The sequence below is a fragment of the Bdellovibrio bacteriovorus genome, from assembly GCF_041888015.1.
GTDB lineage: Bacteria > Bdellovibrionota > Bdellovibrionia > Bdellovibrionales > Bdellovibrionaceae > Bdellovibrio.
On record NZ_CP168968.1, the window covers coordinates 1,461,992 to 1,482,966 of the forward strand.

Sequence of the window (20,975 nt, forward strand, 5' to 3'; positions counted from 1 at the left end):
AACTAAACCCCGGAGGTTTACCATTAGCAAGTTTGAAGGTAATTTTAGAGGTGGCGGTCGCTTCGATCGCAACAAGAAAGACTCTAAAGACTCATTGAGAGTAAACCGCGAGATTCGCGCTCAACAGATCCGTGTTATCGATGATGAAGGTAACATGCTGGGCGTGATGACTGTTCCTGAGGCGTTACGTATTGCTGAAGATAGAGGCCTCGATCTTCTTGAGATTGCTCCAACAGCAACTCCTCCTACTTGTAAAATCATGGATTACGGCAAGTGGAAGTACGAGAAGAAGAAGCAGGCAACTGCGGCTCGTAAAAAGCAAACCGTTGTGACTATCAAAGAGATCCAGATGCGTCCGCGCACGGATCAGCATGACTTTGAAACCAAGATGAACCACGCCCGTCGCTTCCTGTTGGAAGGTGACAAGGTGAAGGTTTCCTTGCGCTTCATGGGTCGTGAGATGGCCCACCAAGAGTTGGGTATGGAAGTCATGAAGAAGTGTATCGCCTTCGTTGACGATCTGGCTTTGGTTGAAGCTCAGCCGAAAATGGAAGGTAAGAACATGTTCTTGATGCTGGGTCCAGATCCACTCAAGATCAAAGAATACCAAAAGCTTCACCCGAACAAGTCCAAGCAAGACACTAAAGAACTTGCGGAACTTGAAGAAGTCGAAGAAGACGACGAAGAGTAAAGGTGCTTGCTGCGGTACTTTCCGCAGTTTTGCCGAAGCTTGCCTTAAAGCTCCAAAAGCCCTCGTTGAAAACGGGGGCTTTTTTTATTGCCGGATTGAATGAGGATAACGACTCTTTGGAGGATTTATGAAAGCCGTGGTTCAGCGTGTGCAACAGGCCTCTGTTGTTGTGGATGGAACAGAAGTGTCCAGCATCCAGCGTGGTTTTTTGACTCTATTGGGGGTTGCTAAAGGCGACACCGAAGAACAGTTGCAAAAGCTGATACAGAAGATCCTGGCGCTAAGAATCTTTCCCGATGAATCCGGAAAAATGAATTTGTCGCTGAAAGACGTGGGCGGGGAGCATCTGCTTGTGTCTCAGTTTACATTGTTAGGGGATGCCTCCAAAGGCAATCGGCCCAGCTTTATCAATGCCGAGGCTCCGGATATTGCCAAGGACTTTTACGAAAAAGCCTTGAAGCTCAGCGAAGCCCAGGGCGTTCCCACTCAAGGTGGCGTTTTCGGCGCCGATATGAAAGTCAGCTTGTTGAATGACGGCCCGGTGACTTTGATTCTGGAAGTTTAGGAACTTTTATCCGCGCCACAAAGTTGAAAGCCAGCGCCACACCTCAATGCGACGTTCGCCAATATCAAAGTGGTTCCCGTCAAATTCTATATAGTCATGGGCAATCTGATTTTGCTTTAACAGCCCCGAGATCTGTCGGCAGCCATACTGCAGGTGGAAGTTGTCCTTGGTCCCGACATCCAGATAGATGCCGTGGATTTTCTTAAGAGCGCTTATTCTTTCCGGCAAAAAGTGCAGTGGATCTTTACTTAGAAACATCTGCCAAATATTTTCATCTTTACGGCCATCACGCAAAAGCGGGAAATGGAAATCCCCATGATCCCCTTTGGCGGCATAACAAGCAGCCATGCCAAAAGCATTCAGCAAGGTATGCCAATTGCGGTTCTTCGTCAGGCGACCGTTGCGCAATTCCTCCAGGGCCTTCAGTCCGGACTGATACTTTTCCCACAATGGCAAAGTCTGATAGAACTCTCCCAGCAGGCTGGCTTCAAAGAAAGAATCCGGAGCGATCGCCGCAATCAAACCAAAAACATCAGGATACTTGGAGCCCAGATGAAGTGCGCCGTATCCGCCGCTGGAACCTCCAGTCACACACCATTCTTTGTTGGTGGCGGCAACTGGGTAAAGAGATTTCACCGCAGGAATCAGCTCTGTCATGATGTAATCTTCATAGTTTCCAGTGGCCGCGGAATTGATAAATTGAGACCCACCCCACGTTGTCAGAGCATCGACAAAGACATACAACGCCATCGGGGCTTCACCTTTGCTGGCTGCTTCCAGAATCACCTGAACCGGATTTTGTTCATTGAATTTGGGATTAAAAGAAAATGGCGCATTTCCTGTGAAACCGCTCAGAACCACAACCACAGGCCAGGGGCCGGGTGTTTGGGGAATCAAGAGGGGATTAAAGCGTACAGGGGAATCTTTCAGGGGATTGGTTTTAAGCACCGTGCTTTCAATCCGCAGTGTTTCAATTTTGAATTGGGGCGTTTCGTAAGCGCGATAATTTGGCAGAACTTCAGTTGTAATCATGACTGAAATTCTGCCACGTTTGTCTTCAAGGTCAATAACCTTGCCATTTGTGAATGTAGCTTGGATGGTAAACTGACTTGGTCACGCTACCGCCGATCATCGTCAGAATTCCGGCGTCAACATATCCGAAGCTGCTTCCATAAGAGCGCCCCACACAGCGCATTTCTCCTGAAGTGGAACGTGCACAGGTAGAATAATAGGAGGTCCACACTTTCGTGTATGTATTTGCCGCATCCACGACCATAGGGCTCATGAAGACGGTGTGGCTTCCAGTAAAGTGAGGGACAGCAAGACCGGAGCTTGTTGCGACACCCCAGCATTTGAGTTGCCCTGCCGAGATACCGCAACTGTGGTCGGGCCCCATAGAGATTTCCGAGTAGTCCGCGGCAGCATCGATTGCGGTTGGTGTGTAGCGATTTGAGCTTGTGCCATCTCCAAGAAGACCGTTGAAGTTTGATCCCCAGCACTTTAGTTTGTTGGTGGATGTGATACCGCAGGTGTTGGCAGGTCCGGTAGAGATCTTAGAGTACGGGACTCCCGAGTCCACAACATCCGGAAGGTAATACGATGACGTACCGCTGGCTTTCGCAATCTGCCCTTGGGAATTAGACCCCCAGCATTTCATGATTCCGGTGGTCGTGATTCCGCACGTATGAGCAGCTCCCATTTCGATATCGCTGTAGCTGACACCGTTATCCACGACGGTAAATGTTGTTCTGTCTGTGGTATCACCAAGACCCAATCGTCCGGAGGCATTGCTTCCGGCGCATTTCAGGGCGCCGGTCGTGGTGATCCCGCAGGTCGCATTGTTGTTGGAAACGGCTTTTATATAGGTCGCAGTGCTATCTGCAACCGTCGGAGAATAAACTGTTTGTCCAACGGGGGCAGCTTCACCCAGTTCGCCATTTGTATTGGTGCCCCAGCACTTCAGCTGACCAGCGCTAGAGACCGCGCACACATCCAAAGAACGATGGGGATGAATATAGCTGTAGTTCGTATTTGGATCGATCATGACTGGAGCCGGACGGCGAGCGTCGGTCTGAGAGCCATCCCCAAAGGGTCCTTCGGACATTTTCATCGAACCCCAACAATAGAGTTTGTTCGAGGAAAGGCCACATGTCCCGGAGTAGTGATCATCGATGGCATCGTTGCCAAAGAGTGACAAGGTATCAAAGTTCCACTCGGAAGCTTTGGTCAGGGTGCTGGAGTACATGTGGCGGGCATTTCCGGAACCATAGCTATAGGCATTTTGTGGGGAGTTGTCGCCCAAAAGATTGCCCCAGCATTTGAGGGCGCCATCAAGGGTGATTCCACAGGTACGAGCCGCCGAAGCTTGAACCATAGCATAGGTCGTGCCGGCATCTGAGGTGGCTGGCAGATATTGCATGTTTGATGTGCCATTCCCCAGTTGCAGCAAAGAGTTTACGCCCCAGCACTGCAAAATATCGTTGGAGGTGATGGCACAGGTGAATCCACGGGCAGTTGCAATGTTGCCGTCGTCGTTCACTGTGACAGATTTATACGTTTCTGCTCCGCTCACGGGTACTGGTGTGGGGCGGGTGGTGACGCCATTGTCTCCGACCTGACCATAGTTGTTGGTTCCCCAGCATTTCAGATTGTTGGTCAGTGTGATGCCACATCCATGTTTGGAACCGATGGCAACAGCTTTGTAAGACTCGGCAGCATCGACCGCCGTTGGGATATTTTTGGAGGTGGCAGAACTATCTCCCAGTTGATAGTTGCCGTTGTATCCCCAACAGAAAAGTTTATCGTCAGTGCGGATGGCGCAGGTGGATCGCGATCCGGCTTGTACAAATTTGTAGGAAGACGTGTTGTCGGTGTCAGTGGGAACAGTTCTTTCATTCGTGTCCCCCAGACCTAATTGACCATAGTCGTTTCGGCCCCAGCATTTTAATTTGTTTGCAGTGGTGATTGCGCAAGAGTGGAGGTCGCCAGAGGTCACGGAAAGATACGTTGTCCCGGCATCGACATGAAGTGGGGTTGTTTGGTATCCTGAGCTGGAGCCACCACCGATTTGTCCATCCACCGAGTCACCCCAACAGAAGAGCCTGTTGTCCAGACTGACTGCACAAGTGTGAACCTCGCCGGCGGAAATACTGCGGAAGCCTGTGACGCCAGCGATCGTGATAACAAACGGAGTCACTTTGAAATCATTTATTCCATTGCCATCAATTTGACGGGCCCAATTTGTACCCCAGCAACGAAGTGAGGCATCTTGCATGATCGCGCACTGATGACCGCGACTGATGGAGATCTGCGAAGCCTTCAGGTTCTTTTCGTCATCGGCAATAAAGTACTGGGCTTGGTAATTGTTGCCAAGAGCCACCAGGGCCGAGTCGGTATGGGTGAAATGCAGATTCATGAGTTTTTCACCTTCAACAAGGTTGTTGTTCGGGAAGGTGACATTGATTGTGGCCGTGGTTGAGCCGGCGGGGATTGTGATAAAGCCCGATGTAAGGTCATGATGATCCGGATTGACGGCGTCTCCAGTGACTTTATAGTACGCGGTTACGTCATAGCTTTTTGCCGGAGTCATGCTGACATTGATTGTCTGGCCGCCAACGCCTTCTTGCACGCGATTCATTGTTTTGCTGGTGATGTTGATAGTGGAAAGGGAGTCCTTCGTCCAAGAGACGGATACGGCATTGGCCGCCGTCTGGAATGAGTTCACGCTGTCGCCCCCGATAACACACAAGGTGACAGGACCGTTTGGTAAAGCCGCAATGTTACTCGTGATCGGAGTCGATACTGTGTAGGTTGTTGGGTAGCTTGCTGCCGCACAGGTTCCGGAAGTGATGATAGCTATTTTGTACTGAGTCACGCGGAACCCGGAAACCGTTACGTTGAGAGCTGAAGCTGTGGAAACGCCAACAGGATATCCGGCCAGGATCGGAGTTGGCGGCGGGTAAGGGGTGTTGATCTCCCAGGTGCTGACGGCATTTCCGATAGTGACGGTGGCTGTGTTTGTTTGGGCATTCGCACTTGGGGACGTCATGCGCAATTGAATGACTTGCCCTGAGTTGACCGGAACGGACGCTCCCCAGTAGCTGCCCGTTGTGACATTGCGAATTTGAGCGTCGGCTCCGCTGACGGAGGCGATGGCGGGCTGATTCAATGTGCCGATCGTTGCATTGGAACTTGTGTAGCGCGTATTGAGTGTTGCGTTGTTGATGCTTGTGAATGTGGGCGCTGTTAGCAGGATCGGGCCCGGAGTTCCCCAATAGGCCATCCATCCGTCACGGACGGCGCTGGTGTCGCTGATAAACTTGACAGTCATCTTGCCGGAGTTGGCTGTTTGCGGTGCTGGGGTCGATGTTCCACTGACTTGATTCAGTAGGACTGTGCCAGCTATTGTGCCATCATAGACAGTCAGCTTGTCGTAGCTTGATTCTGTATTGAAGGACATGAACGTCAGAGTTATCGGTGCGCCCGTGTTGATTTCAAACTGACAGTTTTCAAGATTCTGATATTGTCCACTAGGTCCGCCGGAATCATATATAAATCCAGTTGCAGCAGTGCTGGCAGTGCCTGAACACATGGAATAACTGTTCAGAGTACTGTAGCGGTCCCATTGATACTCTGTGGGGTGCCAGTCGGATTGCCAGGTTCCATTGGTGTGTTTACCAAGGAGGCAAAGTTTCAGTCTTTCAACGGCATAGGAACTCAAGTCTGCCGTGATGTGTGTTGAAATGGATGTTTCCGCACTATAGCCGGCAGCGACTGAGCAGTTTGTTGTGGCCGCCGTTCCCAGTTTGTATTTGTATGAAACGACATTGGTGCCGCCGACAGTGGCGTCCAAAGTGTTTGTGCTATTGTTGGAGGCGGGAACATTGCTCGCGGTTGCAACGACGAAGGGATAACCCTCGATCACCAGATTTTTGCGTCCTGCCAAGGAGTTGGCCGAAGCGATTGTCGGCAAGGTGGCGGTGGCATTCGCACCCAAGGCATCCTTGATGGATGTGGCATTGGACAAGGTCGTTGAGGAATAGTCCAAATCGGTCGAGTTCTGCTCGTAAGCCACCGTGTAACGGAAAGTCAGTTCGGTCGATCCGCTGCCACTGAGGTAGGTCGCAGTCACACCTGTTCCCGCCGCCAATGTCATCACAGGCACGGGGTTTTGGACAGTGACCGGTTTGCTAAAGACAACTTGAATGTCGATGGTATCGCCGGGCTTGTATGTGCCGTCCGCATTGGAGGAAGTGACGTGGGTCACGGACGTTGGCAGCAATGGGGTGGCCACCATCCAATAATAGCTGACTTCGCCCGCGCGCACGTGCGCTAAACGATACTGGTCCGTAGCATTGGGAGAGGTCATGCGGACCTCGATGGTATTTCCGGGGTTCACAATCACTGATGAGGCAAAGGCTGAGGAAGTAGTGACATTGCGAATCTCTGCATCATATCCGGACACCGAGAACACCGTTGTTGTTGAAAAACCTGTGGCCACAGCCGTGCGGGAATAGACCGTGTTCACAGTGGCGTTGGTAACATTTGCCAAAGTAATCGACGGGGCTAAGCTTTGTGCGCCTCCCCACAGTAAGACGATACCGGATTTGATGACAGAGCCATCTGACTTGAATTCTGTATAAAGTGTTCCAGAAGTGGAGTTTATAGCGACGTTGGAAACGGTGCCGGCAACAGGGCCAAGCAAAACAGCTCCTGCGGGGCCGGTCTCTAAAATTTTAAGATAGTCATAGGATATGTTGGGTTCGGTATCGTAAGAAACCACGGCGGAAATCGGAGCGCCGGTATTGATGGCGAAGTAACAATTGGCCACGGTTTCATTGTTTCCATAGTCACCACCCGGTCCGCCCGAGTCAAACAGACGACCCTTGGGCGCAGTCGATGATTTGACGGTTCCACACAGGTTGAACGAGGGGACATTTTCCGAATAGTGCCATTGAGCCTGGGTTACCGCGAAGGTCTTTTGCCAGTTCCCAGCGCTGTCTTTACCCAAGACGCAAATTTTCATGATCGAATATTTCGGCTGAGCACTGATATCGTCAGTGATCGCAGTGGCGGCTGGAATTTCTGAAGAATAACCAGTATTGCTGGAGCAGTCGGTGGAGGCGTACAAGCCAAGCTTGTATTTGTAGGCAACGACATCCAAACCCGTCACCGTGATATTTAAAACATCTGTAGGATCAGCTCCCAGGGGGACATTGCTAAGAATAGCTTTTGCCAAAGGACTTGAGTACGCATCAATATTGATATTTTTGGTTCCCGCCAAAGAGTTCGCGGAACCCGTCGCTGGCAGGGTCAGTGTGGCATTATTACTGAGTGCATCCCGAAGAGTCGCACCATTCAAAGCCAGAGCTGTCGTGCTGGTGTAGTCCAAATCCGGATTTTGATCGTCGATTTGCACCTGATAGTCAAACAGAAGTGATGTGGTCCCAGAACCACTGGTATAGACAGCATCTCGGTCGGTTGTTCCGGTTTCCAGTGTCAACTTAGGTGTGCCGACGACGGTGACATTTTCGTCAAAGTTCACGCGAACCTGAATTGTCTGGCCTGGGCCATAGACACCATTCGCGGTGGTGGCATCGACATTAAGAATAACCGGTCCTTGTGTGTCTCGTGCCCATGTTGCTTCGGAAGTGGCGGTGGCCCAGTTGCCAGCGGTATCACGACCAAAGACACAAAGTTTATAGGTGCCTTGAGCTGACAAGGTGTCTGTGATCTTGGTTCCGACAGCGATGTCGCCACCAGTATAAGCCAGATTGTTGGTGCAAATTTCAGTGCCCCCTGGAGGCACGATGAAATAGCGATAGTGACTGATGTCGGTACCACCCACAGTGACATTTAGGGTGTTAACGACATTCGTCCCGGTTGGTGCTCCAGAGATTGTGGCTGCGCCGGGGGCGGCGGAATCCTTGGGATATGTTGAGCTTGCCGTGACATTGTTGCCACTAATGCGGCTGTGTGAGGCGATGATTGTGTGAGGGGTTCCGGAGGTGTTCGCCAAAGAACTCAGGTCCATGGCGACGGACCAGGTATTGGTCGTACAGGTTGTGCTAGCCGTGACGCCAGGATAGCCAGTCACTGACAAGTTGACGGCCTGGCCATTTTCAGAACAAGCACCGGACAAGGTGAAGGCTGTTTGGTTCAGAGAGTTGATAAAGGTTCCCGCCACAGGGGAAGCTAAAGATACCGTTGGAACGATAGCATCGTGAATAATCGAATCAAAAGCACAATCAGATTCGTTGCCAGCAACATCGCGGACCTTGAAATAGACCGTATTGGTATTATTTGCCGTCGGCAGAGTCCACGACTTGCTGGAGTTATAGGTCTCCCAGGTTCCACCACTTAAGCAAAGGGCCGCATTTGTGGCATACATCTGGATGCCGTCGGTCGTCGTGCTGGCCAAAGTGGCGCTCAAGCTGTTTGTGTAAGTGTCATTGCTGTTGATGACAAAGCTGTCCACGGTTGGAACAAGAGTGTCTTTGGCAAAGACCTTGTTTACTTCAGGCGCGGCAGCACCGTTGGTGCGCGTGTGATTCAGGGTGAAGGTCAGGTTGCCTTGGGCGGAAGAGCTTAGATCCAGGGTTTTGCTCCACGCGCCACTGGTACAAGTGGCCGAGGCGGCACTTTGGCCAGTGACCGCGATGGAAACGGGGCGACCTTCTTCAGAGCACGCGCCGGAAATCACAAACGCCGAAACATTGGCCAGATTCACATAGCTGCCATCTGCCGGGGAGGCCAATGAAAGCGCTGGAAGAGTGCTGATATGAGTGATGTTATCACTGTAGCAACTGGAAATGTTGCCCGCAGTATCTTTGAACTGCACATAGACAGTATTCAGGGTGTCGGCAGTGGGCAGCGTCCAGGCTTTGTTTGTGGCAAAGGCCTCCCAAGTGCCTCCGGCAGAACATCCCGCCGTGTTAGTGATATACATTTCATCTGCACCCACGCCTGTCAGTCCTAAAGAAACTTCCAGATCATTGGTGGTGGCAGCATCAGCATTAATGCTTAAAGATCCTGTCGGTGCTTGCGTGTCTTTAAAATAGTTCGGGGAAGTTGCCGTCTCAGAGTTCCCAGCAGTATCGGTGAGTGAGGCCTGCAGTTGGAAGGTTCCTTGCGGAATAGAGGTCAGATCCAAAATGGCAGAGAAGCTGTTTCCAGTACAGATGGTTGTTCCACTGAAAGATCCCGGGCCAGAGAAAGTAATGGACCGGTTGTCTTCAGAGCAAGAGCCGCTCACTGTGAAGGCGGCGACATTCCCGGAATGAACCACGGCTCCAGCTGCGGGCAGAATAAATGCCAGGTTAGGAGCAATACTGTCATGCAGGATATCGTCATTCAGGCAGGTCGTTTCATTGCCATTGGCATCTCTGAATTTCACATACACGGTGTTGGTAGCATTGGCATTGGTCAAGGTCCACGGGGCTGCCGAGTTATAGGTACTCCAAGTCCCGCCACCGCAGGTGGCGTTGGAAGTCAGCAGCATTTCAGTCACATCTGTCACCGAGCTGTTCAGAGTGGCAGCCAAAGAGTTTGTAACGGCGGCTCCGCCGTTCAATGCCAAAGAAGAAACCACCGGCCCTGTGACATCGCGATTTGCAATGGCCGTCGCAGTGCGAGTGTTGCCAGCACTGTCAGCATGAGTGGCCGATACAGAAACTGAGGTTCCAGTCAGAGAAGCAAGATCCAGCGTTTTGGTAAAGGTGCCGCTGTTGCAGTTGGCGGAATCTTGTATCGTTCCAATCGTTAAGTTCACAGTGCGACCAGACTCAGAACAAGTTCCGCTGACGATGTAGGAAAGTTGGTTTAAAGAGTTGATCGTCGCAAGCGTGTCCAAAGTGATTGTCGGTGGGACAACGTCTTTGGTGATGGCCAAGCGGTACTCTTTGGTGTTTCCACCAGGAGGAGTCACGCGGGCAATCAGATCACCGGTGAACAACGTAGGCAATGAACTCAAATCCAGATTCTCGGACCATTGGCGGTCGCTGCAAGTGAAGGTTTTCAACGCTGGGCTGGCGGCTGCCGAAAATTCAACCACGGATCCCAGCAGGCAAGTTCCTTTGAAGGGAGCGCTTGTAACGTTGTTTTCGTTGATCAATGATTGCGAAAGGCTTTCAACGGAAAACGCCCCCAGATAAGTGATGGGGTTTGAGCAAGAGGATGAAGACATGCTGCCATCGGCCAGCAGGATGAAAACTTTGAACGTATACTCAATGCCATCTTCTGGAGTGAATGTGGGGAGGTGGGAAGACTCCGCCGGACCTACATTGGCTACGGGAAGGATGGGGGTTTCGCAGGAATCACCACGGAAATAAAGAACCTGCTGTTCTTTAATATCAGCCTTGGCTGGGCGGACCCATTCAGCTTTAAGCAGGCCCTGCTGAGTCAGGCTGTCGCCACTCCATTTTAAGATTGTTGCGGTGGTGTGTTCCGCTTCCATCTGCAGTTCCAATGTGCACCCGCCCCAAAGCAGGGGTGAGAGGAGCAGAAAGGTTTTTAGAACCCAACTGGACAGATTGGCGGTATTAAGGAACGTGCAATTCATAGATTCTTACTCGGATTTATGTGAGCAGGGCTAAATAGTCAAAAAGCTGTAAATGTTCTGGAAACTCGTGGAAACACTGGCCTTTTCTCCGGGTTAGTCATAGAAATAGCGCACTTAGGGGCAGTATTAACTCACAGTAATGTCCACGAGCTAAGGGTAAATAAGATCAATTCTCGCATTTAAAAGAAGGCCCGCTAAGTCCTTAAAAAGCTTGATTTCCTTTATCTTTCGACCTAAAACGGTGAGTCCGTAATTATGACTGGCTAAGGCAATGGTTAAGAGTCGTCCCGACCGGGAAGAACGCCTTATCGGTGGAAGGTATGCACTATGAAAATGCGCACACATTCTGGCGCTAAAAAACGTTTGAAAGTTCTTTCAAGCGGCAAAGTTAAGAAAAAAAGCACTCGCATGCGTCACTTGAACTCTCACATGAGCTCTAAGACGAAAAGACAACTAGGTAAAACATCATACGTTGAAGACGCGAACTTGCTACAAGCTCGTCGTTGCTTGGTATTCTAATCTAATTTTTAAAAATTGTCTTTTCTGTGCCCGGCTAAGTCCGCGGCGTAATGAGGTTTAAAATGGCTCGTGTAAAATCTGGTAAAACAAATCGTGCTCGTCACAAAAAAGTTCTTAAAAGAGCAAAAGGTTACTACGCTGCTGGTTCCCGCTCTTACATCCACGCGGTAGAGAAAAATGACCGTGGTATGGCGTTCGCTTACCGCGACCGTAAAGTTAACAAACGTAACTTCCGCACTTTGTGGAATCAACGTATCAATGCAGCAGCTCGCTTGAACGGGACTACATACTCTCGTTTGATCGGTGGTTTGATTAAAGCTGGCATCCAAGTTGACCGTAAAATCATGGCTGACCTTGCAATCAACGACGCAGCAGCATTCACTGCGCTTTGCAAACACGCTTTGGCGTAGTTGGCTTTCACTTCGGTTTTCCGAAGTAGGCTTACGCTAGATCAGGGAGCCGCTGAATGGACGAGTCCAAAAACCAATTTGAACAAAGAAAGCGCGATCACATAAGAATCGCGCTGGATCCAAGGTCTCAGGCCGCGGGACAAAATGGATTGGACTCGATCACTTTAATTCACGAAGCTCTGCCTGATCTGAATTATAAAGAGGTCGATATTTCGGCCTCTTTTGTTTTTTCTGGGGATGCCATCCCGCTTTCTTCACCGATTTTTATTTCTTCCATGACAGCCGGCCATGAAAAGGGCCGTGAGATCAACGAGGCTTTGGCGCGTCTAAGTGACCGTCGTCAGATTTTGATGGGTGTAGGATCGCAACGTCGCGAGTTGGAAGATTCCAATGCTGCCGAAGAGTGGGCCAAGGTGCGCAAGCAAGCGCCAAAGGCCCGTCTCTTGGGAAATATTGGAATCGCTCAACTGATAAAATCTCCGATTGATAAAATCCGCCGCCTGATTGATTCCACTGAGGCGGTGGCACTGTTTGTTCATCTGAATCCGCTCCAGGAAGCTTTGCAGCCGGAAGGAACCACTGAGTTCCGTGCGGGTCTGCAGGCCATTGAAAATCTGGTAAAATTGGCGGGAATTCCGGTCATCGTAAAAGAAACCGGCTGTGGCTTCTCGGTTGCGACCTTGAAGCGACTGGAAAATACCGGCATTTTTGCTGTGGATGTCAGTGGTAAGGGTGGAACTCATTGGGGGCGGGTCGAAGGATACCGCTCTGAAGAATCCGAGATGCTTTACCAGGTGGCTCAGACTTTTGCCGACTGGGGCATCAGCACGACCGAAAGTCTGCTTAACGCCAAGGAAGCCCGGGTAGAGTATCAGCTCTGGGCATCGGGCGGCGTGAGAAATGGTTTGGAAATTGGTAAATTAATGGCGTTGGGTGCTTCTAAAGTCGGGGTTGCAAAACCTTTCCTGGAAGCGGCCCTTCAAGGCGATGAGGCTCTTGAAAAACTACTGACCCGTTTGGAAACAGAGTTGAAGGTAACGATGTTCTGCACGGGCTGTCGTAATCTGAAGGACCTCCAAAGCAAGAAGGTGATTCAATGACAAAACAACTTCAGGATATCTTTAAAGGCTTTTCAAAACTTTCGCGTGAAGAGCGTCTGAAAGCACTTAAAGAAGTCGGTGCATTGAACGAAGTAGAGGCCGAATATCTTGCCAAGGGTGGTCTTAAAGACACTTCTTTGGGCGAAAAATTTATCGAAAATGTGATCGGCTATTTCCAGCTTCCCTTGGGCGTTGTGACCAATATGCGCGTGGACGGCAAAGACTTCGTCGTGCCGATGGCAGTGGAAGAAACATCCATCGTGGCGGCGTGCTCTAAAACAGCTAAATGGATTCGTGAATCTGGCTCCATCACAACGGAAGTTGTGGGGAACGAAATTATCGGTCAGATTCAGTTGGCGAAAATCCGCAGCTTTGTCGATTTTGAAAAACAAATTCTCTCTCAAAAGAACTATCTGATTGAAGCTGCCAACCGCGAAGTGGCGTTTGGTTTGGTTCGTCGTGGTGGTGGTGTGCGTGACTTGCAAGTCCGCCGTGTGCCTCGCGGTGACGGTACGGACATGGCCGTGATTCATATTCTGATGGATCCATGTGACGCCATGGGGGCTAATATCATCAATCAGGTGTGTGAATACTTGAAAGAACCCATTGAACAGTTCTCAGGGGAAAAGGTCACGATGTGCATCCTTTCCAATCTGGTGGACTCTAAAGTCACTCGTGCCATGGTTCGCATTGATGATATCGAGCCGGAATTGGCTGAAAAAATTGAAGAAGCCTCTTTGTTTGCCCAGCAAGATCCGTATCGTGCAGCGACCAACAATAAAGGCGTGCTGAACGGAATTGATCCGATCCTGATTGCGACTGGCAATGACTGGCGTGCTGTTGAAGCGGGGATTCATGCCTATGCCTGCCGTGATGGGCAGTATCGTTCCATCACTCGCTGGTACCGTGAAGGCAAAAGCCTGGTGGGTGTGTTTGAAGCGCCGCTGGTCGTGGGAACTGTCGGTGGTGTGACCACGTTGCATCCTACAGCCATGCTTTCCATGAAAATGCTGGATACAAAATCTGCCAACGAACTGTCTCGCATTGTTGCGGCGGTGGGTTTGGTGCAGAATTTAGGTGCGCTGAAAGCATTGACGACGGTGGGAATCATCGAAGGTCACATGAAGCTTCACACCAAAAATCTGGCACTGGGTGCCGGTGCGGAAGAAAAAGAAATTCCGATGGTGCAAAAGAAGTTGGAAGAAATCCTGGCGATCCGCAAGCGTATTTCCCTGAGCAATGCCATCGACGTTTTAAAAGAACTTCGTGCGGCTCAAAAGGCGCAGGCTACGACGACTCAGCATCATTCCTAGGAGAAGGCCTTGTCTCTGGTCTTCTCGGTTCCCGGAAAAACTTTTCTAGCTGGTGAATATCTGGCCCTCGCAGGGGGGCCAACCTTGGTGTTTTTGTCTCAGCCATGTTTTGAAACGGAAGTTTCAAAAGGTGTAGGAAATGTGGTGGGTCTTCATCCGGAATCACCGGCGGGGATTTTTATCTCGAAGCACCGTGATTATTTTAAAAATTTCGACATTCAATTCCGCGATGCTTATGCGGGCAAAGGTGGGTTTGGAGCTTCCACAGCTCAATTTCTTTCCGTCTATGCAATGTGGCTTCATAAAGAAGCTCATCAGCAGGATATGGAAAAGTATCTGGACTTTAAGCATCTTCTGGAAGCTTATTACGACGTCGCCTGGAACGGGCAGGGTCAGCGTCCCAGCGGAGCTGATTTAGTGGGACAATTGAAAGGGTCTTTGACGTTTTTTGAAAAACGTCAGGGTTTGATCTCGGTCACGAGCTGGCCTTTTGCGGATCTCGAGTTCCATCTGCTTCATACCGGGAACAAACTGGCCACTCATGAACATCTGCGCACACTTCCTGTGTTTCCGACTCAAGGGCTGGAGTCGGCATTTGCACTTATTCGCGAATCTTTCGACAAACAGCAAAGTGAGCTCTTTGTCGAAGGTATCAAATTATACGCGCAGGAACTGCAGAAGCTCAACTTCACTTGCGAACCAACACTGAAATTGCTCTCTGAAATTCGCCAGATTCCAGGTGTTCAAGCGGCCAAAGGCTGTGGTGCTTTGGGTGTCGATGTCGTGCTGGTTGTGACTGCTCAAGGTGAAGCTCAAGAATTTGAAAAATACTGTGAAGGCAAGGGGTTTTCCCTGCTTTCTTCCTCTGATAAAATCTCTCAAGGACTTCAAGTCCGAGGAAGCCTATGAAACAAGTGACCGTCTCTGCTCCATCCAATATTGCTTTGATCAAGTATATGGGAAAGATCGAAGGTTCCGGCAACAAACCGACAAACGGATCTTTATCCTATACTTTGGAAAATCTTCGCACATTTGTACGCTTAACTGAAAGCGACGCAGCAGCAGATCAGTGGAAACCATTGGTCCGTGAAGATTTGCAAAAAATTGAGCTTTCCGAAAAAGGGCAGCAGCGCTTTATCAAGCACTTGCAAAACCTGAAAGACAAATGGGGCATCAAACAGAATTTCCTGATTGAGTCCGCCAATAATTTCCCTTCTGATTGCGGTCTTGCCAGCTCGGCTTCCAGCTTTGCAGCTTTGACTCTGGCGGCAGCAGAAATGTTTCAGCAGATCAATCCGCAGGCTTGGGGCGGTGATAAAAAATATCTTTCTGAATTGTCCAGACAGGGTTCGGGTTCTTCGTGCCGTTCTTTGTTCACGCCTTGGGCTTTGTGGCAGCAGGAATATGCCGAACCCATGGGGCTGGAATTCAAGGATCTGCATCACATGGTGGTGATCGTGGAAGACTCTAAAAAAGAAGTTTCCAGCTCTGAAGCGCACAAGCTTGTGACGACCAGTCCTCGATTTGAAGGTCGTCCTGAACGCGCGGAAATGCGTCTTAAAGACCTAAGTATGGCATTAAGATTCAATGACTGGCATATCGCACGCCAGATTGTTTGGGACGAGTTCATCGACATGCATCGTCTGTTTGAAACCAGCACACCGTCGTTCACATATATGACAGACGGATCCAAGAAAGTTCTGGAAGACTGCGAGGCTTTCTGGAACAAGTGGCAAGATGGTCCGCTGGTGACGATGGATGCCGGGGCGAACGTGCATCTGCTTTTCCGCAACGATCAAAAGAAACAGTTCGAACAGTACCGTGAACATTTCAAGAAGGACTTCAAAGTATTGGCTTTTGAAGGTGTGAAAGACAATGTCCATTGATTTCACCTGTAAAGCCTTTGGTAAGTGCATCCTGCTGGGCGAACATTCCGTTTTGCGTGGATCACCCGCATTGGTTGTTCCTATTCAATCCCGCAATCTGGATCTGAGTTATTCCAAAGGTGAAAATCCATTGGAGCTTCGCCTGATCGGTGATCATGGTAAAGAATTGCAGCTTCTTATTTGGGGAGTCCTGGAAAAAGCGTGCGAGCTAAAAAAGATCTCGCGTGCTGATTTAAAGGGAACTTTGCTTCTGGAATCCTCGATCCCCGTCGGGGCGGGGATGGGTGCTTCGGCGGCCCTTTGTGTGGCGCTGACTCGGTGGCTGGGTTATCTCGGCTATGTGGAAGAAGCTGACTATTATGAATTTGCGCGCACCTTGGAAAACCTGTTCCATGGTGAATCCAGCGGTGTTGATATCGCGGTGGCTTTATCCGGAGAAGGCTTGCGCTTTATCCGTGACGGAGAAAAGAAACCACTGGTGATGGCATGGCGCCCGCACTGGTACATCTCCTATTCCGGTAAGCGCGGTGTGACCGTGGACGCCGTGAACAAAGTGAAAGATCTGTTGTTGAAAGATCCGGCTTATGGCGAATCTATCGATGCACAAATGCGCGAAGCCGTCGCAATGGCCGAAGTGGCCTTAAAAATGGATGCCGATCAGGGCTTGCCAGCGTTGGCAAAAGCCATTGATCTGGCAGCAGGTTGTTTCGAAAAATGGAACCTGAACGAGGGCGAGCCCGCCAAGCACATCCAATGGTTGAAAGACCAAGGCGCATTGGCCGTCAAACCCACAGGCTCCGGCGGCGGCGGTTACGTGCTGTCACTTTGGACCAACCCAGCCCCCGAAAACCTCAACCTCATCCCCTGCTAAAAGGTGCCTGGTTGTTTTTTCTGGCTACATGGCGTTAACATAGGGGAAGGCGATAGTCTTTCTTTCTATGGCGGTGAGTATGAAAAAAGAGTCAGAACTTTCTCTTTCCCAGTTACGACAAGATATCCGAAGCACCGCAGATAAAGACCGCGTCGCGATTTTGCAAAGGTTTTTCAAAACGGGTAAAGGGGAATACGGAGAAGGGGATGTCTTCGTCGGCTTGACGGTGCCTCAGTCCCGCATGCTGGCGAAGAAGTATGCATCGTCACTGAGTCTGCAAGATATCGAGACCTTGCTGAAATCGAAAATCCACGAAGAGCGTTTGATTTCATTGTTGCTACTTCTGGCACAGTTTCAAAAAGCGGATGCAGCCCTGCAAGGACGTCTCTATAGATTCTATGTGAAGAATGCAAAGCGGGTGAATAACTGGGACTTGGTGGATACCTCGGCTCCGGGCATTGTTGGTGCTTACCTGCAAGATCGCCCCCGCAAGGTTTTGTATAAACTGGCCAGGTCCAAGAACATCTGGGAACGACGAATTGCTATTCTAAGTACGTTCTACTTTATCTATCAGAAAGAAAGTCAGGATACTTTGCAGTTGGCCGAGATTCTTTTGCATGACTCCGAAGATCTGATCCACAAGGCCGTGGGGTGGATGCTTCGTGAGGTTGGGAAGCGGGTCAGTGAAAAGGACCTGACGATGTTTTTAGATAAGCACGCGCATGAAATGCCACGCACGATGCTTCGCTATTCGCTGGAACATTTGAAGCCTCAACAAAGACAGAAATATCTGAAGCAGAAATAAAAAACGCCGGACAATTTGCTCGGCGTTTTCAAAACAACACTATAGCGACAACTTCTTTTAATGCTGTGAGCAGGAGTAGCTGTAAAGAGCGATACTCGCTGCAACAGTTGCATTCAGTGACTCCACGCTTTGTGTGGTCACGGAAATCCTTTGCAGTCCTTTCAGGCCACTAAAGCCCGGACCTTCTTCGCCAATGGCCAGGCGAAGATTTTTCGGCCACTTAAATCCAGCCACATTTTCACCCTTCATATCCAAAACATAAATTTGCTCGTTGGCAGCGACAAAGTCAGTGAACTTGCCAATCTTATAAAGAGGAAGCTTTAACAAAGCCCCGGCGGACGCTTTGATCGCTTTTGGGTGGTAAGGGCTGCAGGATTCTTCAGTCAGAATCATTTTGCTGGCCCCGAATGCCAGAGCGGAACGCGCTAGTGCTCCCAGATTTGATGGATCTCCCAGTGGAGAGATCACTTCCAGGCCTTCGGGCTTCCCACCTTCTTTCAGCGGAGTGATTTCTTTAGGCTCCAAAACCAGCAGGTTGAAGTGCGTTCCTACAACGTCGACCTCATTAAATAAGGCCTTGGGAAGTTTGAAGACCGGAATGCGCTGACCTTTCAGGGAAGGGGCCGTCATCGTCACAGATTTCAAATCTTCATGAACGATTTCGCCTTTCACACGGAAAGAGGGATTTTCCAAAAACTCATGAATAAGCTTTTCGCCCATCAGAATAAATTCCTGATGTTTCTTGATTCCGCGAGCAGAAGCCAAATCGGCCCAGCGGCGGAAATGATCGTTGGTTTTAGAGCTGATTTCGATCATGGCCGTCGATCCTATTTGCGGTTGTAAAGTTTAAGATCAAAGTACTTTTGCGGTCCCTGAATGACACGCACCTTCGTGCCCTCGCGGTCGCGGAAGACAATCACATTGTAGATGTGTTTGTGATCCATGGCGAGTTTGCCATAGAACAGGCGATCTCCCTCTTCCAACCAGCCGGTGGCCTTATGTGTGAACAGGGCATTGGATGTTATGCGGACAGTTGAAATCGCGTCCGGGCGCATTTCCAGATTCACGAACCAGATCGTGTTGTGGCTGTAAGCCACCCATTCGCCTTGCAGATCTTCGCAGGTGATATTTTGCAGAGAGACACTGGTTGGCCATGGAACGATCGGACCATCGCCAGGACCGGCCTTCGCAGAAAGACTGAAAACTGTCAGGAGTAAGAGAATGAGGTGTTTCATGTAGTCATTTCCTCCGCATTTTTAAACTGAACATGCGATTGGGGATTAAAGTAATAACCTTTGCGGTCACGCAGGATATAGCGTGGGCTTTCCAAGTCAGGCTCCAGTAAAGTGCGCAGACGTTTGATCGAAACGTAGATCAGATTGTCGTGCAGTTCCGGATCATAGGACTGATGCCAGATCATCTCGACCAGGTCTTCTTTGGAATATCGTTGGCCAGCCTTTTTGATAAACAAAATTGCGAGGTCATAAAGAATGTGCTGATTTTTGAAATCAATCGCACCCTTTTGTTTTTCGCGCACAATGCGGGAAGCTTCATCAATCAGGAAGTCATATTGAGGCCCTGATTTTTCAAATCCTTCTGGGCACAGACTTGAAAGCAGGCGATAAATTCTTGGCGCTCGTTCCTGACTGATTCCGCGCAAAGCCAGCTCGGCATAGATGCGGTGCTGTTCAGTGTGCCCCTGGTCGCGATGAATACGCGCCATTTGCGCCAAAATGCTGGAGATCAGCAGAATGAATCCGTGAGTTTTGGCTTTTTCGTAGCTATCCCATAAAAGTTCCAAGGCACGGTCGAAGTTCTTAGTCTGGGTATAGATGAAGCCGCGCAGTTGTGCCGTGCTCAGCTTGATTTCAGCACTGTCCAGTTCGGTCAGAATGATATCGAGCTTTTCCAGTTGTTGCAGGCATTGGCCATAAGTTTCTGGATTGAAGGCTTTGGCCAGTGCCAATGTGAACAGGGCACGGGCCAAAGTATCTAAATCATGCGTCTGTGAAGCTTTGGAAATGGCCGAGTTGATGTACATCTCGGACTCCTGAACCTTGTTGCTGGCCAGAAGCCAGGCGCCGATCAGGTTTTCTGCCAAGCCTTGTTCATTGAGATTCTGGGTGTTGCGATGGAACAGCAGCACTTGATCCATAAGGCTCTTTACTTCATCCAAAGTCTCAAGCTCATGGCAGCACTGGAAGAACAGGCGGGCAGCCTCGATCCAGTCTGAATTGTTTTTCTGATTTTTTGCCACAACCATCGCTTCTTGACAAGAAAGACGGGCCTCGTGCAGGTCACCTTGACGGTGCTGCAGGCGCGCAATCAGCAAAGAAGAGTTGAGTGTGGCATGAGTCATCAGTATTTAGCCCACCGTCTTTTTTCATCACCGGACAATTCGTCCATCAGAAGCTCTTCGCCTTCATCTTCTTCCGGCAAAGGCATGTCTTTGATTTTCTCATAAACCACCAAGCGGCGTTCGTGCGGAGTATTCGGCAGAGTGTAAGCGACATCTTGAACCAGTTTGTAGTACTGAGACCACTGGTCTTTTGCGGCCTTGATCTCGGGATCAACTCCAGGACCTTTCATGAAATAAACTCTTCCACCGACTTGCAGACAGCTTATGACGTTACCCAGGGTGTTGCCAATGTCCTCAACAGCGCGAGTGATCGCGCCGCGAACAGGGTACACACAGTGACGGTTGATATTGCGGCCTAAAATGTCCAAATTTTGCAGATTCATTTCGCTGCGAACGTGTTTGAGGAACTCCACACGGCGCTGAACGCCTTCGCCCAGCAGGACTTGTTGATCCGGGTACATGATTTTCAAAGGAATGCCCGGAAAACCCGGCCCCGTGCCCACGTCGAGAAGCGGGAACTGCAAGTCTGTGTATTTGGTGATGATGATGCTGTCGATAAAGTGCTTAATGGCAATATCACGCAACTTTAGCAGCCGAGTGAAGTTTTCTTTTTCCTGATTCAGCATCAAAAGACGATAGAAGTGCGCCAGTTGTTGTCTTTGCGCGTGGCTGACCAGGTCGAAGCCGTGATTGCGGAAAACATCAGCAAGGCGGTCGTTCGCCTCATGAATGTCATAGATGGTTTCCGGCTTTTTGTGGCGGCCCATGTTGTTAGTGCCTGCGGAAGTGGCAGGAGTGGCGCCTCCAACGGCCTGTTTACGGGCTTCTTGGCGGGCTTTGTAGGGGCTGTAGTTGGTCTTGTTCTTATGGGCCATAGTAGGAGGGGGAAGATAGGTC

At 50.1% G+C, this 20,975-nt stretch carries 16 protein-coding genes; 10 read left to right on the plus strand and 6 right to left on the minus strand.

Features of this window, described 5'->3' with window-relative positions; translation table 11 throughout:
* Positions 1 to 94 precede the first annotated feature (94 nt).
* Positions 95 to 691, plus strand: a complete 597-nt coding sequence (gene infC, locus ACES2G_RS07045; RefSeq protein ID WP_374001657.1) for a translation initiation factor IF-3 — start codon at positions 95 to 97, stop codon at positions 689 to 691.
* A 127-nt stretch (positions 692 to 818) separates the two neighbouring features.
* On the plus strand, positions 819 to 1,256 hold the full coding sequence (gene dtd, locus ACES2G_RS07050; RefSeq protein WP_374001658.1) for a D-aminoacyl-tRNA deacylase: 438 nt from the start codon (positions 819 to 821) through the stop codon (positions 1,254 to 1,256).
* Positions 1,257 to 1,262: 6 nt separating this feature from the next.
* Here the strand turns inward: dtd and ACES2G_RS07055 are convergent, their stop codons facing one another.
* Both ACES2G_RS07055 and ACES2G_RS07060 read right to left on the minus strand, forming a co-directional pair.
* Complete coding sequence (locus tag ACES2G_RS07055; protein ID WP_374001659.1) at positions 1,263 to 2,288, minus strand: alpha/beta hydrolase-fold protein; 1,026 nt, start codon at positions 2,286 to 2,288, stop codon at positions 1,263 to 1,265.
* Positions 2,289 to 2,319: 31 nt separating this feature from the next.
* A complete protein-coding gene (locus tag ACES2G_RS07060) occupies positions 2,320 to 10,815 on the minus strand; it encodes a CUB domain-containing protein (RefSeq protein WP_374001660.1) in 8,496 nt (2,831 codons plus the stop codon).
* Positions 10,816 to 11,142: 327 nt separating this feature from the next.
* On the opposite strand from ACES2G_RS07060, the gene rpmI reads away from it, so the two are divergent.
* The 8 genes from rpmI (at position 11,143) to ACES2G_RS07100 (ending at position 17,719) form a co-directional block, all read left to right on the plus strand.
* Positions 11,143 to 11,334 (plus strand): 50S ribosomal protein L35, encoded by a 192-nt coding sequence (gene rpmI, locus ACES2G_RS07065; protein WP_374001661.1) that lies wholly within the window; start codon positions 11,143 to 11,145, stop codon positions 11,332 to 11,334.
* 62 nt (positions 11,335 to 11,396) lie between these two features.
* Entirely contained in the window at positions 11,397 to 11,744 is a 348-nt protein-coding gene (gene rplT / locus ACES2G_RS07070) for a 50S ribosomal protein L20 (RefSeq protein WP_374001662.1), read from the plus strand.
* A gap of 56 nt (positions 11,745 to 11,800) precedes the next feature.
* Positions 11,801 to 12,844, plus strand: coding sequence for a type 2 isopentenyl-diphosphate Delta-isomerase (gene fni, locus ACES2G_RS07075; protein ID WP_374001663.1), 1,044 nt, complete (start codon positions 11,801 to 11,803; stop codon positions 12,842 to 12,844).
* Positions 12,841 to 14,157 carry a hydroxymethylglutaryl-CoA reductase, degradative gene (locus ACES2G_RS07080; RefSeq protein WP_374001664.1) on the plus strand — a complete coding sequence of 439 codons (1,317 nt, stop codon included), beginning with the start codon at positions 12,841 to 12,843 and terminating at the stop codon, positions 14,155 to 14,157. The genes fni and ACES2G_RS07080 overlap by 4 nt, the downstream gene beginning before the upstream one ends.
* A 9-nt stretch (positions 14,158 to 14,166) precedes the next feature.
* The gene (locus tag ACES2G_RS07085; protein ID WP_374001665.1) at positions 14,167 to 15,066 is read left to right on the plus strand and encodes a hypothetical protein; all 900 of its coding nucleotides are present in this window, start codon (positions 14,167 to 14,169) and stop codon (positions 15,064 to 15,066) included.
* Positions 15,063 to 16,043: a diphosphomevalonate decarboxylase gene (mvaD, locus tag ACES2G_RS07090; protein WP_374001666.1), complete on the plus strand. Its 981-nt coding sequence runs from the start codon at positions 15,063 to 15,065 to the stop codon at positions 16,041 to 16,043. Before ACES2G_RS07085 ends, mvaD begins: the two co-directional genes overlap by 4 nt.
* Positions 16,033 to 16,914: a mevalonate kinase gene (locus tag ACES2G_RS07095; RefSeq protein ID WP_374001667.1), complete on the plus strand. Its 882-nt coding sequence runs from the start codon at positions 16,033 to 16,035 to the stop codon at positions 16,912 to 16,914. Before mvaD ends, ACES2G_RS07095 begins: the two co-directional genes overlap by 11 nt.
* A gap of 79 nt (positions 16,915 to 16,993) precedes the next feature.
* The gene (locus ACES2G_RS07100) at positions 16,994 to 17,719 is read left to right on the plus strand and encodes a DNA alkylation repair protein (protein ID WP_374001668.1); all 726 of its coding nucleotides are present in this window, start codon (positions 16,994 to 16,996) and stop codon (positions 17,717 to 17,719) included.
* A gap of 57 nt (positions 17,720 to 17,776) precedes the next feature.
* Here ACES2G_RS07100 and ACES2G_RS07105 read toward each other — a convergent pair whose 3' ends face one another.
* Genes ACES2G_RS07105 through rsmG form a run of 4 tightly spaced genes read right to left on the minus strand, consistent with a single transcriptional unit; the run spans position 17,777 to position 20,953 of the window.
* A complete protein-coding gene (locus ACES2G_RS07105; protein WP_347359474.1) occupies positions 17,777 to 18,535 on the minus strand; it encodes an RNA methyltransferase in 759 nt (252 codons plus the stop codon).
* Between the two features lie 11 nt (positions 18,536 to 18,546).
* Positions 18,547 to 18,954 carry a hypothetical protein gene (locus ACES2G_RS07110; protein ID WP_347359475.1) on the minus strand — a complete coding sequence of 136 codons (408 nt, stop codon included), beginning with the start codon at positions 18,952 to 18,954 and terminating at the stop codon, positions 18,547 to 18,549.
* Positions 18,951 to 20,078, minus strand: coding sequence for a helix-turn-helix domain-containing protein (locus ACES2G_RS07115; protein WP_374001669.1), 1,128 nt, complete (start codon positions 20,076 to 20,078; stop codon positions 18,951 to 18,953). Before ACES2G_RS07115 ends, ACES2G_RS07110 begins: the two co-directional genes overlap by 4 nt.
* A complete protein-coding gene (gene rsmG / locus ACES2G_RS07120; RefSeq protein ID WP_347359477.1) occupies positions 20,078 to 20,953 on the minus strand; it encodes a 16S rRNA (guanine(527)-N(7))-methyltransferase RsmG in 876 nt (291 codons plus the stop codon). The genes ACES2G_RS07115 and rsmG overlap by 1 nt, the downstream gene beginning before the upstream one ends.
* Between the last annotated feature and the right edge of the window lie 22 nt (positions 20,954 to 20,975).